Source organism: Streptomyces sp. NPDC090077 (genome assembly GCF_044747545.1).
GTDB lineage: Bacteria > Actinomycetota > Actinomycetes > Streptomycetales > Streptomycetaceae > Streptomyces.
Window position 1 is genome coordinate 111,448 of record NZ_JBIVEG010000012.1, and the last position, 14,361, is coordinate 125,808.

Sequence of the window (14,361 nt, forward strand, 5' to 3'; positions counted from 1 at the left end):
ACCAAGGTCAACCACGATTTTCGTGGGTTCCTACGACAGGAAGCCCCACAAAAGGGAACCCGCCCCTCCGGTGGGGGTCACTGCTCGGCGAGCGCGCGCAGCCTGCTGAGGGCCCGGTGCTGGGCGACGCGCACGGCTCCGGGGGACATGCCTAGCATCTGGCCCGTCTCCTCCGCGGTCAGCCCGACGGCCACCCGCAGGACGAGCAGCTCGCGCTGGTTCTCCGGCAGGTTGGCGAGGAGCTTCTTGGCCCAGGCGGCGTCGCTGCTGAGCAGCGCCCGCTCCTCGGGGCCGAGCGAGTCGTCCGGCCGCTCCGGCATCTCGTCGGAGGGGACGGCCGTGCTCCCCGGGTGCCGCATGGCGGCGCGCTGGAGGTCGGCGACCTTGTGCGCGGCGATGGCGAAGACGAAGGCCTCGAAGGGCCTGCCGGTGTCGCGGTAGCGGGGCAGCGCCATCAGCACGGCGACGCAGACCTCCTGCGCGAGGTCCTCCACGAAGTGACGGGCGTCACCCGGGAGCCGCGACAGGCGGGTGCGGCAGTAGCGCAGGGCGAGGGGGTGCACGAAGGCCAGGAGGTCGTGCGTGGCCTGCTCGTCCCCGTCGACGGCACGGCGTACGAGCGCGCCGACGGCCCCGGCGTTGCCGCCTTTGGCGGCGCCGGTGGGGCTTGTGGCCGCGGGTGACCCCTGGGCCTCGTCGTCGCGCATCAATCCATGGTGCCTTGGCGCGGGAGCGTTCGCGGCACCGCGGTCCGTGTTGTGCATCGAAGCGTTATGAGCGGGTGCGCCGGAACTCATCATTTGCGCCCTCCCCTCCGCTCGGCCCGAATCGTCGTCCCGCGGGACTCGATCTCTCCAAGAATGCGGCACACCATCAAGGATGCGGCATCGCGCCCGAAGCGACACGTCCCCCGGATTGTGCCCCGCCAATCCCCGGCGCAACACCGGGTGCGGCGGGACTTCCGCGGCTTCCGTCCCGGCGGCGCCGGCGGACGCCTGCCGCCCCGTCCGCCGCCGGCGGACGGGACCGCGACCGCCGCCGGCCGCCCGTGCCGCGTCAGCGGACGAGACCCCAGCGGAAGCCGAGCGCCACGGCGTGCGCCCGGTCCGAGGCGCCGAGCTTCTTGAAGAGCCTGCGGGCGTGGGTCTTGACCGTGTCCTCGGAGAGGAAGAGCTCGCGCCCGATCTCCGCGTTGGACCGGCCGTGGCTCATGCCCTCCAGCACCTGGATCTCGCGCGCGGTCAGGGTGGGGGCGGCCCCCATCTCGGCCGAGCGGAGCCGGCGCGGGGCCAGTCGCCAGGTCGGGTCGGCGAGCGCCTGGGTGACCGTGGCCCGCAGCTCGGCGCGCGAAGCGTCCTTGTGCAGGTAGCCACGGGCGCCGGCGGCGACCGCGAGGGCCACCCCGTCCAGGTCTTCGGCGACCGTGAGCATGATGATGCGGGCACCCGGGTCGGCGGACAGGAGCCGGCGGACCGTCTCGACACCGCCCAGACCGGGCATCCGTACATCCATCAGAATCAGGTCGGAGCGGTCGGCACCCCAGCGGCGGAGGACTTCCTCGCCGTTGGCAGCCGTCGTCACACGCTCGACGCCGGGCACGGTGGCAACCGCGCGACGGAGCGCCTCTCGGGCAAGCGGGGAGTCGTCGCAGACGAGGACGGAAGTCATGACCGCCCTCCGCAGCTGCTGATGCGCGTCACCTTGAGCCTCCAGGCTGGTACGTATCGTCACCTGTGCGGTCGATGCCCTCGGACACCTGTCCGGGAACCTCTCGTTTCAACCGCACTCGCTCTCTCAACGATGGTCACTCGAAAGAGTTACGGGTCGGACGGACACCTTCGGCACTCTACGTGAGGGAGCGATCACCACGCCGGAGGCGCGCGCCGACTGTCCTCCATCTGGAGCTATGCCCTATTTGGCGGCTTTCCTTCCGTTTGCCATGTGTCTGAGGCTAGGGTCCCAATGAGTCATATTTACATCTACTACGACAGTAGGTGTGGAGACATGGACCGTATCCGCGTAGTACCCGGCACCAAGAGGACTACCAATGGCAGATTTCTCCCGCCTCCCCGGACCGAACGCCGACCTGTGGGACTGGCAGCTGCTGGCCGCCTGCCGCGGGGTCGACAGCTCCCTCTTCTTCCACCCGGAAGGCGAGCGGGGCGCGGCCAGGAGTGCGCGCGAGGCCTCGGCTAAAGAGGTCTGCATGCGCTGCCCGGTGCGTTCGGAATGCGCCGCGCACGCACTCGCCGTCCGAGAGCCCTACGGGGTGTGGGGAGGGCTCACCGAGGACGAACGCGAGGAGCTCATGGGCCGTGCGCGGCACCGGCTGATCCCCGCCTCCAGCACGATCGGCCCCGTCCCGCCGCACTGACGGCCGACCCGCGCGCCCTCCCGGGCGCACCGCCACGACTCGGGTCCGGGCCGTCACCCGCCTGGCCGTACGCCCCGTACGGTCAGCGGGCGGCGGCCCGCACCAGCTCGCCCAGGGTCGCCGCCACCGCCGGCACGCGCGCCAGGTCCGGCAGGGTCAGCGCCACGACCTCCCGCTCCACCGCCGGCTCCACCGCCAGGGTGCTCACGCCCTTCGCACGGACGGACTCCACCGCCAGCTCCGGCAGCACCGCCACCCCCAGCCCCGCCCCGACCAGCCCGACCACGGCGGGGTAGTCGTCGGTGGCGAAGTCGATCCGCGGGGTGAAGCCCGCCCCCTCGCACACCTCCACCAGATGGCGGCGGCAGCGCGGACAGCCCGCGATCCACGGCTCGTCGGCCAGCTCGGCCATCCCCACCCGCTCCGCACCCGCCAGCCGGTGCCCCTCGGGAACCAGCCCGACGAGCCGGTCGGTCAGCAGCGGGGTGACCACCAGGTCCTCCCACTCGGCCGCGCCCCCGGCCGACCCCGCCGCGGGCCCGTCCGCGCCGTAGCGGAAGGCCAGCGCCACGTCGCAGTCGCCCTCGCGCAGCATCTCCACCGACCGCGGCGGCTCCGCCTCGACCAGGGAGATACGGGTCCCCGGGTGCGCGGCGCGCATCGCCGCGAGCGCGGTGGGCACCAGCGTGGAGCTGCCGCTCGGGAAGGAGACGAGCCGGACCCGGCCGGCCCGCAGCCCGGCGATGGCCGCGACCTCCTCCTCGGCGGCCGTCAGCCCGGCCAGGATCCCCGCGGCGTGCCGCACCAGGGCCTCGCCGGCCTGGGTCAGCCGCATCTCGCGGCCGGTGCGCACCAGCAGCGGGGTCCCGGCGGACTGCTCCAGGGCCTTCATCTGCTGGGAGACGGCGGGCTGGGTGCAGCCGAGCTCGCGGGCGGCGGCGGAAAAGGAACCGGTCCCGGCGACGGCGCGCAGGATCCGGAGGTGGCGTGCCTCGATCACCCTTCGAGCATAAGACCGGCTTTGACCGCGACGCCAATCCCCCAGCCGCCGCTTTGAGGAAGGGGCAGGTGCGGCCGCCCGGCACGGCCGCACCGCGGGGCCCGGGGAACACGGGATCGCACGCACGTACCCGCGGAAGCACGCGCGTCGGCGCGGGCGGCTATTTTGCGCACATGACGACTGCGCTGATCACTGGATCCACGGCGGGCATCGGCGCCGCCTTCGCCCGGCGGCTCGCCTCCCAGGGCCACAACCTCGTACTGGTGGCCCGCGACACCGCGCGGCTGGGCGAACAGGCGACCGAGCTGCACGACCGGCACGGCATCGAGGCCGAGGTGCTGGCCGCCGACCTCTCCACCGAGGAGGGCATCAAGGCCGTCGAGACCCGCCTCGGCGACCGGACGCACCCGGTGGACCTGCTCGTCAACAACGCGGGCTTCGGCAACAAGGGCCGCTACCTCGAAGTCTCCATGGCCGACGAGCTGACCATGCTGAAGGTGCACATCGAGGCGGTGCTGCGGCTGACCTCGGCGGCGACGGAGTCGATGCGCTCGCGCGGCCGCGGCGGGGTCGTCAACGTGGCCTCGGTGGCCGCCTTCGTGCCGCGCGGCACCTACGGCGCCAGCAAGGCCTGGGTCGTGCAGTTCACCCAGGGCGCGGCGCGGGACCTCGGCGGGTCCGGGGTGCGGCTGATGGCCCTGTGCCCCGGTTTCGTGCGGACGGAGTTCCACCAGCGGGCCGGCATGGGTACGGACAACATCCCGGGCTGGCTCTGGCTCGACGCGGACAAGCTGGTGGCCGCCGCCCTGGCCGACCTGGCGCGCGGCAAGACCGTGTCGATCCCGGACCCGCGCTACAAGGCGCTGATGGGCGTGGTGAAGCTGACGCCGCGCGGGCTGCTCGGCGGGGTGTCCTCCCGCACCGGGCGCAAGTACGGCCCCCAGTGACCCGCCGGTATACCGGGCTGAACGGGTGAATTCTCCCTAAACTGGACATGTCCCACCCAGCACGGGAGCCCACCATGACATTCGTACAACTGGTTGATTACAGGACTCACCAGCCCCAGGCGATGAACGACCTGCTGGACAAGTACGTCGCCCAGAGCCAGGGCAAGCGCACGGTCACCCACAGCGTCGTGGGTCAGGACCGCGACGAGACGGACCACTACGTGAACTTCGTCGAGTTCCCCTCGTACGAGGAGGCCATGAAGAACTCCAACCTCCCCGAGACGGACCGGATGTTCCACGAGATGATGGCCCTGTGCGACGGCATGCCGACGTTCACCAACCTCGACACGGTCCGCGACGAGCACCTCAACACCCTGCTGGTGAACCGGATGTACGACGACATCGCGATGAAGGGCGACATGTCCGCCATCGAGGAGGTCTTCGCCCCGGACTACCACGACCACGACATCTCCAACCCCGAGGACAAGCACGGCTACGCCGCGATCAGCGAGGACGTCGGGATGTGGCGCGCCGCCTTCGACTTCTCCTTCACCCGTGACGCCCAGATGGCGCAGGACGACTACGTCACCACGCTGTGGACCTGGACCGGCATGCACAAGGGCGAGTTCATGGGCGTCGCCCCCACCGGCAGGACCTGCACGATGACCGGCACCACGGTCTTCCGGTGTCAGGACGGCAAGATCAAGGAAGGCTGGTGGCACTACGACGCCATGGCCCTGATGCGGCAGCTGGGCATGATGGGCTGACGCCCGGCCAGGCGGCCCCGGCAGACGGGAAGGCCCCCGCCCCACCGTGTGAACGGCGGGACGGGGGCCTTCCTGTCGAAGCGCGCGGACGCGTCAGTGGCTGTGGCCGTGACCGTGGCCGTGACCGGCGTCGGCCTCTTCCTCGGCCGGCTTCTCGACGACCAGGGTCTCGGTCGTGAGCAGCAGGGAGGCGATGGAGGCGGCGTTCTCCAGGGCGGAGCGGGTGACCTTGACCGGGTCGATGACGCCGGCCTTGACCAGGTCGCCGTACTCGCCGGTGGCGGCGTTGAAGCCCTGGCCCTTGTCGAGCTCGGCGACCTTCGAGGTGATGACGTAGCCCTCGAGGCCCGCGTTCTCGGCGATCCAGCGCAGCGGCTCGACGGCGGCGCGGCGGACCACGGAGACGCCGGTGCCCTCGTCGCCGGTCAGGCCGAGGTTGCCCTCCAGGACCTTGACGGCGTGGACGAGCGCGGAGCCACCGCCGGAGACGATGCCCTCCTCGACCGCGGCGCGGGTGGCGGAGATGGCGTCCTCGAGGCGGTGCTTCTTCTCCTTGAGCTCCACCTCGGTGGCGGCGCCGACCTTGATGACGCAGACGCCGCCGGCGAGCTTCGCCAGGCGCTCCTGCAGCTTCTCGCGGTCCCAGTCGGAGTCCGTGGACTCGATCTCGGCCTTGATCTGGTTGACGCGGCCCGCGACGTCAGCGGCGTTGCCGCCACCGTCGACGATGGTCGTGTCGTCCTTGGAGATGGTCACGCGGCGCGCGGAACCGAGGACGTCCAGACCGGCCTGGTCGAGCTTGAGGCCGACCTCCTCGGCGATGACGGTGGCACCGGTGAGGGTGGCCATGTCCTGGAGCATCGCCTTGCGACGGTCGCCGAAGCCCGGGGCCTTGACGGCGACCGCGTTGAAGGTGCCGCGGATCTTGTTGACGACGAGGGTGGAGAGGGCCTCGCCCTCGACGTCCTCGGCGATGATCAGGAGCGGCTTCGAGCCACCGGCCTGGATGACCTTCTCCAGCAGCGGCAGGAGGTCCTGGATGGAGGAGATCTTGCCCTGGTTGATCAGGATGTACGGGTCGTCGAGGACGGCCTCCATACGCTCCTGGTCGGTGACCATGTAGGGGGACAGGTAGCCCTTGTCGAAGGCCATGCCCTCGGTGAACTCGAGCTCCAGGCCGAAGGCGTTGGACTCCTCGACGGTGATGACACCGTCCTTGCCGACCTTGTCCATCGCCTCGGCGATGAGCTCGCCGACCTGGGCGTCCTGCGCGGAGAGCGCGGCCACGGCGGCGATGTCGGACTTGTCCTCGATCGGGCGGGCGGTCGCGAGGAGGTCCTCGGACACGGCCTTGACCGCGGCGTCGATGCCCTTCTTCAGGGAGGCCGGGGAGGCGCCGGCGGCGACGTTGCGCAGACCCTCGCGGACGAGCGCCTGGGCCAGCACGGTGGCGGTGGTGGTGCCGTCACCCGCGATGTCGTTGGTCTTGGTCGCCACCTCCTTCACGAGCTGCGCGCCCAGGTTCTCGTACGGGTCGTCCAGCTCGACCTCGCGAGCGATGGTGACACCGTCGTTGGTGATGGTGGGGGCGCCGAACTTCTTGTCGATGACGACGTTGCGGCCCTTGGGGCCGATCGTCACCTTGACCGTGTCGGCAAGCTTGTTGACGCCGCGCTCGAGGGCGCGACGGGCGTCCTCGTCGAACTTCAGGATCTTCGCCATGGGAGCGGTTCAGCCCTCTCGAAAACTAGGTTTAACGAACCGCGCCCCTCGCCGCCCGGCAATCAGCGGGGTGACCAGGGGCGCAGCTCAAGCAAACTTCTTGAAGCGAATTACTTCTCGACGATCGCGAGCACGTCGCGGGCCGAGAGGACGAGGTACTCCTCGCCGCTGTACTTCACTTCGGTGCCGCCGTACTTGCTGTACAGCACGATGTCGCCGACGCTGACGTCCAGCGGGAGACGCTGGCCGTCCTCGAAGCGGCCCGGGCCGACCGCGAGGACGACGCCCTCCTGGGGCTTCTCCTTCGCGGTGTCCGGGATGACCAGGCCGGAGGCCGTGGTCTGCTCGGCGTCGAGCGGCTGGACCACGATGCGGTCCTCAAGCGGCTTGATGGCAACCTTGGAGCTGGTGGTCGTCACGATCCGACCTCCCCCTTCGGAGATCCGGGGTTAACTGTCTGAGGTGGCGACCAGGTCGATCCGTCGTCGCGGGTGCCGGACCTGCCTGTCGCTGTGTTGGCACTCACCGGGGGCGAGTGCCAGGTGCGACACTATTCCGGCGATTAGCACTCGGTCAAGCGGAGTGCCAACACGGTCCACCGCTTCCACGTATTCCGGCCGCCGAACCCCCCGTTCGGCTGAACCCCGACCCCGCCGGGAGCACCTCGCCGGACACCGGGGCCCGGAAGAGCCGCTGCCCGGTATGTGAGGCTTGGGGTGTGCGCATCCTCGTGGTCGAAGACGAAGAGAACCTGGCCGAATCCCTCCGCCAGGGCCTGTCCGCCGAGGGCCACCGCGTCGAGGTCGCCCACGACGGCCACCGCGGCCTCGAACTGGCCCTCACCGGCGGACCGTACGACGCCGTCCTGCTCGACCTGATGCTCCCCGGCCCCGGCGGCGCCGAGATCTGCGCGCGGATGCGGGCCCACGGCGACCCCACCCCCGTCCTGATGCTGACCGCACGGGACGGCGAGCAGGACGAGGCCGAGGGGCTGGACGCCGGCGCCGACGACTACCTCACCAAGCCCTTCTCCTTCCTGGTGCTCGCCGCCCGGCTGCGCGCCCTCGCCCGCCGCGCCGCCGCCCCCGAACCCGCCGTGCTCCGGGCCGGGGACCTCTTCCTCGACCCGCTGGACCGGCGCTGCCGCCGCGGGAGCCGCGACATCGAGCTCACCGCCCGGGAGATCGGCGTGCTCGCCTGCCTGATGCGGCGCCCCGGCCGGGCCGTCCCCAAGCAGGACGTCCTCGACGAGGTCTGGGACGCCCCGCACGGCATCGACCCGAACATCGTCGAGGTCTACGTCTCCTCCCTGCGCAGGAAGATCGACGCCCCCTTCGGCCGCCGCTCCATCCTCACCGTCCACGGGACCGGCTACCGCATGGCGCCCGACGGTGGGTAGGGGCGCGGGCGGCAGCGGCGCGGGGGGCGCGAGCGGCAGCGGCGCAGGCGGCACCGGACCCCGCAGGACCGGCCCGCTCGTCGGGAACCTGCGCGCGCGGACCGCCCTCGCCGCCGCCCTCGCGATGGCCGCGGTCCTCGCCACCGGCGGGCTGTGGCTCTACAGCCTCATGCGCACCAACCTCCTCGACAACACCACCGGCCGCACCGAGCTCGCCGCCCGCAAGGTCGCCGCCCAGCTCGACACCCGGACCCTCCCGCCCGGCGGCCGGCTGCCCGCGCCCGAAGGCGGCGTCGACCTGGTCCTCGTACGGGACGCCCGCGGCCACGACGTCGCCAGCACCGCCGCCGGAACCCCCAAGGACCCCCCGCCCCCCGCCGGACTGCGCCCCGGCCCCGGCCAGGACTCCCGCTCGGCCGTACTGCCGCCCGCCCGACCCGGCGCGCAGCGGCACCTGGTCGTCGCGGTCGAGGCCCCCGGACCGCCGGGCGCGCACGACCCACACACCGTGTACGCGATGACCGTGCTCGGCGACGTCGACGACGCCACCCGCGCCATCGCCGTCGGCTTCCTCGCCGGCGCTCCCCCGCTGACCGCCTTCGCCGCGGCCCTCGCCTGGTGGGCCACCGGCCGCGCACTGCGCCCGGTCACCGCGATCCGCACCGGGCTGGCCGCCGTCACCGCGAGCGAGCTGGACCGGCGCGTGCCCGACCCCGGCGGCGGCGACGAGATCGCCCAGCTGGCCCGGACCGTCAACGACACCCTCGACCGGCTGGAGCGCTCCGACGCCCGGCAGCGCCAGTTCACCGCCGACGCCTCGCACGAGCTGCGCAACCCGCTCGCCGCCGTGCGCTCCCGGCTGGAGGTGGCCCTCGCCATGCCGCGCCCCGACCGGGCGTCGGTCGCCGCCGCGCTGGCCGACACCGAGCGGCTCCAGCGGATCGCCGCCGACCTGCTGCTCCTGGCCCGCCTCGACGGCGGACCCGCGCCCCGCCCCGAGCCGGTGGACCTCGCGCTGCTGGCCGCCGAGGACGCGGCCCGGCGGCCCGCGCCCCGGGTCGCGCTGCGGCTGGAGGCGCCCGCGCCGGTGCCGGCGTACGGGGATCCGGCGCGGCTGGAACGGGCCCTGGCCAACCTGGTGGACAACGCCCTGCGGTACGCGGACGCCGAGGTGGTGGTGCGGGCGGCCGCGCGGGACGGGCGGGCGGTGCTGGAAGTGGCCGACGACGGCCCGGGGATCCCGGAGGCGGACCGCGACCGGGTCTTCGAGCGGTTCGTACGCCTCGACGCGGACCGGGGCCGGGCCAGCGGCGGCACCGGGCTGGGCCTGGCCATCGCCCGGGAGATCGCGCGGGCGCACGGGGGCGACGTACGCGCCCTGGCCGCGCCGGGCGGGGGCGCGCTGCTGGAGCTGCACCTCCCGACGGAGGGCCCGCACCGCTGAGGGCGCCGCCTCCTCAGGATTCCTTCAGCGCCGCTGCGCCAGGATCGGGCGGTATGAGCGCTCAACGGAGGAAGACCGGCCACCGCAGGCTCTCACGGCGCCGACGGCTCGCGCGCACGCTGCTGATCACGGGGTGCGCGCTGACGGTGATGGCGGGCGGCGGCGCCTGGTACGTGTACCACGACCTCGCGTCCGGGATCGCCAGCTCCAAGGCCCTGGACGGCGCCGCGAAGTCGGCGAACGGCGATGTGAACATCCTGCTCATGGGCCTGGACAGCCGGCGCGACCAGAACGGCGACCCGCTGCCCGAGGCGGTCCTCGACCAGCTCCACGCGGGGAGCTCGGACATCGGCGGCTACAACGCGAACACCCTGATCCTGCTGCACGTACCGGGCGACGGCAGCGAGGCGAAGGCCTTCTCGATACCGCGCGACGACTTCGTGCAGATGGCCGGCGGGCAGGGTGCGGGCCGCAAGGACAAGATCAAGAAGGCGTACGGGCTGGCGAAGGCCGCCAAGGAGGAACAGCTGTCCCGGGACGGCGTGAAGGACCGGCGCCGGCTGGAGCAGGAGGGGCGCGAGGCGGGGCGCCGGGCGCAGATCGAGACGGTGCGGGACTTCCTGGGGGTTCCGGTCGACCACTTCGCCGAGCTGAACCTGGCCGGCTTCTACCACCTCGCGGACGCGCTGGGCGGCGTACCGGTCTGCCTGAACAAGCCGGTGAAGGACTCGTACTCGGGCGCCGACTTCCCGGCGGGCCGGCAGACCCTGAACGGGCGGCAGTCCCTGGCCTTCGTACGGCAGCGGCACGGGCTGGAGATGGGCGACCTGGACCGGACGAAGCGGCAGCAGGCCTTCCTCGCGGGCGCGACGCAGAAGCTGAACTCGGCCGGGACCTTCACGGACCCGGTGAAGCTGCTCAAGCTCATCGACACGGCGAAGGAGGACGTCGTGACGGACGCGGGATGGGACCTGCTGTCCTTCGTGAAGCAGGCGAAGAACCTGTCCGGGAGCAAAGTGCGGTTCACGACACTCCCCGTCGAGTCCTTCGGAAGGAACCATGGGGAGGACATCAACGTCGTAGATGATATGAAGATAAAGCGCCTCATTGCCGAGCAGATCGGGCCCCGGTCCACCCCTGCGACGACCCCGGGTGCGCCGGACGCCGCGCCGTCCTCTTCCCCCTCTTCCCCGTCCTCGCCCCCGTCATCCGCCCCGCCCCCGCCGCAGCCCGAGAAGGGCGCCATCGACGGCGGCGGTATCCCGTGCGTGGACTGAGGCCCCTGACGGTGGCGGGCGCCCGCCGCCGCACCGAAGCCCTGCTGCTGCTCCTGGTCATCGGCATCGCGGTGTTCGGGCACGTCAGCGCCGGACTGGCCATGAACGGCGAGCTGCCGCAGCACCTCGCCAGCTTCGTCATCAGCCTGACGCTGCTGTCGCTGGTGGGGCACCTGGGCATCCGCCGGTTCGCGGCGTACGCGGACCCGCTGATCTTCCCGCTCGCGATGCTCCTGACCGGGCTCGGGCTGGTGCTCATCCACCGGCTCGACCAGGGCTACATCGAGCGGTACGACTCCGCGGCGAACGCGCCCGACCAGCTGATGTGGACGGTGGTCGGGGTCGCCGCCTGCATCCTGGTGGTGGCGCTGCTGCGCGACCACCGGCTGCTCCAGCGCTTCATCTACATCACGATGGCCGTCGCGCTGGTGCTGCTGATCGCACCGGCGTTCTTCGGCGCGGACACGTACGGCGCCAAGCGCTGGATCATCCTCTTCGGCTTCTCGCTCCAGCCCGGCGAGTTCGTGAAGATCATGATCGCGGTCTTCTTCGCGGGGTACCTGGTCATCCACCGCGACTCCCTGGCCCTGACGGGCCGGAAGTTCCTGGGCATGCGGCTGCCGCCGATGCGGCAGCTCGGGCCGATCATCACGGTCTGGATCATCTCGCTGCTCGTGCTCGTCTTCGAGCGCGACCTCGGTACGTCGCTGATCTTCTTCGGCGTCTTCGTGGTGATGCTGTACGTGGCCACGGAGCGGACCAGCTGGATCGTGTGCGGCCTGCTCATGGCGGCCGTCGGCGCCTTCGTCGTGGGCTCGACGGAGCCCCACGTCAAGGCGCGCGTCGCCGCCTGGCTGAACCCCCTGGCGATCTACTCCCCGAACCCTCCGCAGGGCCTGAACTCGGAGCAGTCGGCCCAGGCGCTGTTCAGCTTCGGCACCGGCGGCGTCTCGGGCACCGGCCTGGGGATGGGGCACCCGGAACTGATCAAGTTCGCGGGGCGCAGCGACTTCATCCTGACGACGGTGGGCGAGGAACTCGGCCTGGCCGGGGTCATGGCCGTACTGATCATCTACGCCCTGCTCGTCCAGCGAGGCCTGCGCATGGCGCTGGCCGCGCGGGACCCGTTCGGCAAGCTCCTGGCGGTGGGCCTGGCGGCGGCACTGGCGCTCCAGGTCTTCGTGGTCGCCGGCGGCGTGACGGGCCTGATCCCCCTGACCGGCAAGGCCCTGCCCTTCCTGGCGAAGGGCGGCTCGTCACTGCTGGCCAACTGGATCATGATCGCCCTGCTGCTGCGGATCAGCGACAGCGCGGAACGCCAACGCGAAGCGGACGCCCTGGGCCCGGCCGAAACGACGATCACCCCGGTGGTGGTGGCGGGGGCGGGGGTGCGCTGAGGGGGGGGCGGCTCGCGGCGGGGGCCCGCCATCTCCCCCTCGACCCCCTGGGGCGATCAGAGCAGCGCGGAAGCGCAGGGGCGCGTCAGACCGCGGCCTGGTCATCGCCGATCGGCTCGGACGTCAGGATGGCGAGGAGTCCGGGGAAGCGGGTCTCGATGTCGGCTCGACGCAGACCTGCCATCCGGCTGTTGCCCCGGTCGACCTGGCGGATCAGGCCGGCCTCCCGCAGGGTGCGGAAGTGGTGGGTGACCGTCGCCTTCGACACCGGCAGGGAGAAGGAGGCGCACGTGCGCGCCGTGCCTTCGGGGGCGGCGGCAAGCTCGCGCACCACGCGGCGGCGCAGGGGGTCGGCGAGGGCGGACAGCACTCTGCCGAGCTCGATCTCCTCGACGGCCGGATGCCCCTCGTCGTCGGGCATGACGCCCTCCCTCCCACAGGTATGAACTGGATCTTACCTCTGGCGACTGCTAGCGTCCGAGAGGTACGAAGCCAGTCGTACCTATCTGTGGAGGGAACCTCGATGGACCAGCTCGTCACGCTCATGGGCGTCGCCCGCCCCAAGCCCGAACGCGCCCAGGAGCTCATGGAGCTCCTGCTCTCCTTCGTCGAGCCCACCCGACAGGAGCCGGGCTGCCTGGAGTACCACTTCCACGAGGACCCCGAGGAGCCCGGCGTCTTCGTGTTCTACGAGGCGTGGCGCAGCCAGGCCGACCTGGACGCCCATCTGGCCCTCCCGCACCTGCGGGACTTCTGGGAGCGCCGGATGGACTACCTGGCCACCGATCTGGAGATCCGCTTCGTGAACATGCTCAGCCCCCACGGCCACTAGCCCACCAGCGGAAACGTGATTGCGGCGGGGCGGGCCGTCCGGCGATACTCCAGCCGTTTTGATCATTTCCGCCGTTCGGGGGCTCACTCCTTGGAAGTCGCACGCTTCATCGTCATCGCGCTCGTCGTCGCACTGTCGGTCGGGTTCTACCGGCGCACCACCGGCGATGCTCCGGGCCGGGGTCCGGCCCGTGCGGCCGCCAAGCTGGGGTTGCTCCCGCAGTCCCGGCAGAACACCCGGCGGGCGGCGCCGGATCCCGCACTCGACGCGGCGACCGCCGCGGCCTCCCGGGGGCAGTGGGAGCCCGCGGCGCGCCTGCTGGCCGAGACCAGGGAACGCCGCGACTGGGCGCGGCGCGCCACCTACGCCAGTGCCCTGGGCTCCCACCAGGCCGCCCTTCCCGGCAGCTGGCTGCGCGTCTGGGAGGCCTCCGCCGGAGAGGACGACCCGGACGTCGCACTGGTGCGGGCGAAGGCGACGGTCAGTCTGGCCTGGCACCACCGCGGCGGCGGCTGGGCCAAGGACACCAGCGACGAGCAGTTCGCCGGGTTCCACTCCACCCTCGTCCGGGTCCCGGAGGAGAACGCCCGCGCGGCCGAGCTGAACCCGGACGACCCGAGCCCCTACGTCAACGAGATATGGGCGGCCCTGGGCCTCGGCTACCCCGGCACGGCGATGGACACGATCTGGAAGCAGATCACCGACCGCGACCCGCACCACTACGTCGCGCACTGCGCCGCGCTCCAGTACTGGTGCGCGAAGTGGCGCGGCTCGGAAGAGCGCGCCACGTCCTTCGCCCGGGAAGCCGCGGCCGCCGCTCCGGCCGGGAGCCTGCTCACCGCCCTGCCCCTGATGGCCTGGTACGAGCACCGCGGCGACAAGGACCGGGCCGGCGACTACCGGTCGGCCCACCTGGTCTCCCTGGTGGACGCCGCCCTGGCCGACGTCGCCGCGGCCCCGCCGGGCCACCCGAACACCGCCGAGGTGCGGCACCTGCTGGCCTACTTCCTGACCCGCCAGAAGCGGTACGACCTCGCGCTCGCCCAGTTCCGCCTCGTCGACGGCTACGTGGGCGCGCTCCCGTGGAGGTACTGGACCGACCCGGCGGCCGTGTACTGCGAGTGGCGCAACCGCGCGGTCCGCGGCGCCCGCAAGAGCTGACGGACGGATCGGTCCTGCCGTCAGGCTGACGGTTGCCGCTC

At 71.9% G+C, this 14,361-nt stretch carries 15 protein-coding genes; 9 read left to right on the plus strand and 6 right to left on the minus strand.

Annotated elements, in window-relative coordinates; translation table 11 throughout:
* Window positions 1-77 precede the first annotated feature (77 nt).
* Both ACIPW5_RS21090 and ACIPW5_RS21095 read right to left on the minus strand, forming a co-directional pair.
* The gene (locus tag ACIPW5_RS21090) at window positions 78-707 is read right to left on the minus strand and encodes a sigma-70 family RNA polymerase sigma factor (protein WP_401246950.1); all 630 of its coding nucleotides are present in this window, start codon (window positions 705-707) and stop codon (window positions 78-80) included.
* A 349-nt stretch (window positions 708-1,056) separates the two neighbouring features.
* Entirely contained in the window at window positions 1,057-1,668 is a 612-nt protein-coding gene (locus ACIPW5_RS21095) for a response regulator transcription factor (RefSeq protein ID WP_003948568.1), read from the minus strand.
* 379 nt (window positions 1,669-2,047) lie between these two features.
* On the opposite strand from ACIPW5_RS21095, the gene ACIPW5_RS21100 reads away from it, so the two are divergent.
* Window positions 2,048-2,374, plus strand: a complete 327-nt coding sequence (locus ACIPW5_RS21100) for a WhiB family transcriptional regulator (RefSeq protein WP_030298281.1) — start codon at window positions 2,048-2,050, stop codon at window positions 2,372-2,374.
* Between the two features lie 82 nt (window positions 2,375-2,456).
* Here ACIPW5_RS21100 and ACIPW5_RS21105 read toward each other — a convergent pair whose 3' ends face one another.
* Window positions 2,457-3,374: a LysR family transcriptional regulator gene (locus tag ACIPW5_RS21105; protein ID WP_401246952.1), complete on the minus strand. Its 918-nt coding sequence runs from the start codon at window positions 3,372-3,374 to the stop codon at window positions 2,457-2,459.
* 173 nt (window positions 3,375-3,547) lie between these two features.
* On the opposite strand from ACIPW5_RS21105, the gene ACIPW5_RS21110 reads away from it, so the two are divergent.
* Complete coding sequence (locus tag ACIPW5_RS21110) at window positions 3,548-4,321, plus strand: SDR family NAD(P)-dependent oxidoreductase (RefSeq protein WP_401246955.1); 774 nt, start codon at window positions 3,548-3,550, stop codon at window positions 4,319-4,321.
* 74 nt (window positions 4,322-4,395) lie between these two features.
* Complete coding sequence (locus ACIPW5_RS21115) at window positions 4,396-5,088, plus strand: ester cyclase (protein WP_401246958.1); 693 nt, start codon at window positions 4,396-4,398, stop codon at window positions 5,086-5,088.
* 93 nt (window positions 5,089-5,181) lie between these two features.
* Here the strand turns inward: ACIPW5_RS21115 and groL are convergent, their stop codons facing one another.
* Window positions 5,182-6,810, minus strand: coding sequence for a chaperonin GroEL (groL, locus tag ACIPW5_RS21120; protein ID WP_401246961.1), 1,629 nt, complete (start codon window positions 6,808-6,810; stop codon window positions 5,182-5,184).
* A gap of 110 nt (window positions 6,811-6,920) precedes the next feature.
* A complete protein-coding gene (gene groES, locus ACIPW5_RS21125) occupies window positions 6,921-7,229 on the minus strand; it encodes a co-chaperone GroES (RefSeq protein ID WP_053682586.1) in 309 nt (102 codons plus the stop codon).
* 299 nt (window positions 7,230-7,528) lie between these two features.
* Here groES and ACIPW5_RS21130 point away from each other — a divergent pair, with 299 nt between their 5' ends.
* Genes ACIPW5_RS21130 through ACIPW5_RS21145 form a run of 4 tightly spaced genes read left to right on the plus strand, consistent with a single transcriptional unit; the run spans window position 7,529 to window position 12,327 of the window.
* A complete protein-coding gene (locus ACIPW5_RS21130; protein WP_401246964.1) occupies window positions 7,529-8,209 on the plus strand; it encodes a response regulator transcription factor in 681 nt (226 codons plus the stop codon).
* Window positions 8,202-9,653: a sensor histidine kinase gene (locus ACIPW5_RS21135; RefSeq protein ID WP_401246967.1), complete on the plus strand. Its 1,452-nt coding sequence runs from the start codon at window positions 8,202-8,204 to the stop codon at window positions 9,651-9,653. The genes ACIPW5_RS21130 and ACIPW5_RS21135 overlap by 8 nt, the downstream gene beginning before the upstream one ends.
* 53 nt (window positions 9,654-9,706) lie before the next feature.
* Complete coding sequence (locus tag ACIPW5_RS21140) at window positions 9,707-10,930, plus strand: LCP family protein (RefSeq protein WP_401246970.1); 1,224 nt, start codon at window positions 9,707-9,709, stop codon at window positions 10,928-10,930.
* Window positions 10,918-12,327, plus strand: coding sequence for an FtsW/RodA/SpoVE family cell cycle protein (locus tag ACIPW5_RS21145; protein ID WP_401246973.1), 1,410 nt, complete (start codon window positions 10,918-10,920; stop codon window positions 12,325-12,327). The genes ACIPW5_RS21140 and ACIPW5_RS21145 overlap by 13 nt, the downstream gene beginning before the upstream one ends.
* An 85-nt stretch (window positions 12,328-12,412) precedes the next feature.
* On the opposite strand, the gene ACIPW5_RS21150 is transcribed toward ACIPW5_RS21145, so the two are convergent.
* The gene (locus ACIPW5_RS21150; protein WP_401246975.1) at window positions 12,413-12,748 is read right to left on the minus strand and encodes an ArsR/SmtB family transcription factor; all 336 of its coding nucleotides are present in this window, start codon (window positions 12,746-12,748) and stop codon (window positions 12,413-12,415) included.
* Between the two features lie 102 nt (window positions 12,749-12,850).
* On the opposite strand from ACIPW5_RS21150, the gene ACIPW5_RS21155 reads away from it, so the two are divergent.
* A complete protein-coding gene (locus ACIPW5_RS21155; protein WP_401246977.1) occupies window positions 12,851-13,159 on the plus strand; it encodes a putative quinol monooxygenase in 309 nt (102 codons plus the stop codon).
* A 90-nt stretch (window positions 13,160-13,249) separates the two neighbouring features.
* Entirely contained in the window at window positions 13,250-14,320 is a 1,071-nt protein-coding gene (locus ACIPW5_RS21160; RefSeq protein ID WP_401246980.1) for a hypothetical protein, read from the plus strand.
* The last annotated feature ends 41 nt before the right edge of the window (window positions 14,321-14,361 follow it).

What these genes read in the sequence shown, in the direction of transcription:
- ACIPW5_RS21090 (WP_401246950.1), bottom strand. Translation starts at nt 707, where the DNA reads ATGCGCGACGACGAGGCCCAGGGGTCACCCGCGGCCACAAGCCCCACC.
- ACIPW5_RS21095 (WP_003948568.1), bottom strand. Translation starts at nt 1,668, where the DNA reads ATGACTTCCGTCCTCGTCTGCGACGACTCCCCGCTTGCCCGAGAGGCG.
- ACIPW5_RS21100 (WP_030298281.1), top strand. Translation starts at nt 2,048, where the DNA reads ATGGCAGATTTCTCCCGCCTCCCCGGACCGAACGCCGACCTGTGGGAC.
- ACIPW5_RS21110 (WP_401246955.1), top strand. Translation starts at nt 3,548, where the DNA reads ATGACGACTGCGCTGATCACTGGATCCACGGCGGGCATCGGCGCCGCC.
- ACIPW5_RS21115 (WP_401246958.1), top strand. Translation starts at nt 4,396, where the DNA reads ATGACATTCGTACAACTGGTTGATTACAGGACTCACCAGCCCCAGGCG.
- groL (WP_401246961.1), bottom strand. Translation starts at nt 6,810, where the DNA reads ATGGCGAAGATCCTGAAGTTCGACGAGGACGCCCGTCGCGCCCTCGAG.
- ACIPW5_RS21140 (WP_401246970.1), top strand. Translation starts at nt 9,707, where the DNA reads ATGAGCGCTCAACGGAGGAAGACCGGCCACCGCAGGCTCTCACGGCGC.
- ACIPW5_RS21150 (WP_401246975.1), bottom strand. Translation starts at nt 12,748, where the DNA reads ATGCCCGACGACGAGGGGCATCCGGCCGTCGAGGAGATCGAGCTCGGC.
- ACIPW5_RS21155 (WP_401246977.1), top strand. Translation starts at nt 12,851, where the DNA reads ATGGACCAGCTCGTCACGCTCATGGGCGTCGCCCGCCCCAAGCCCGAA.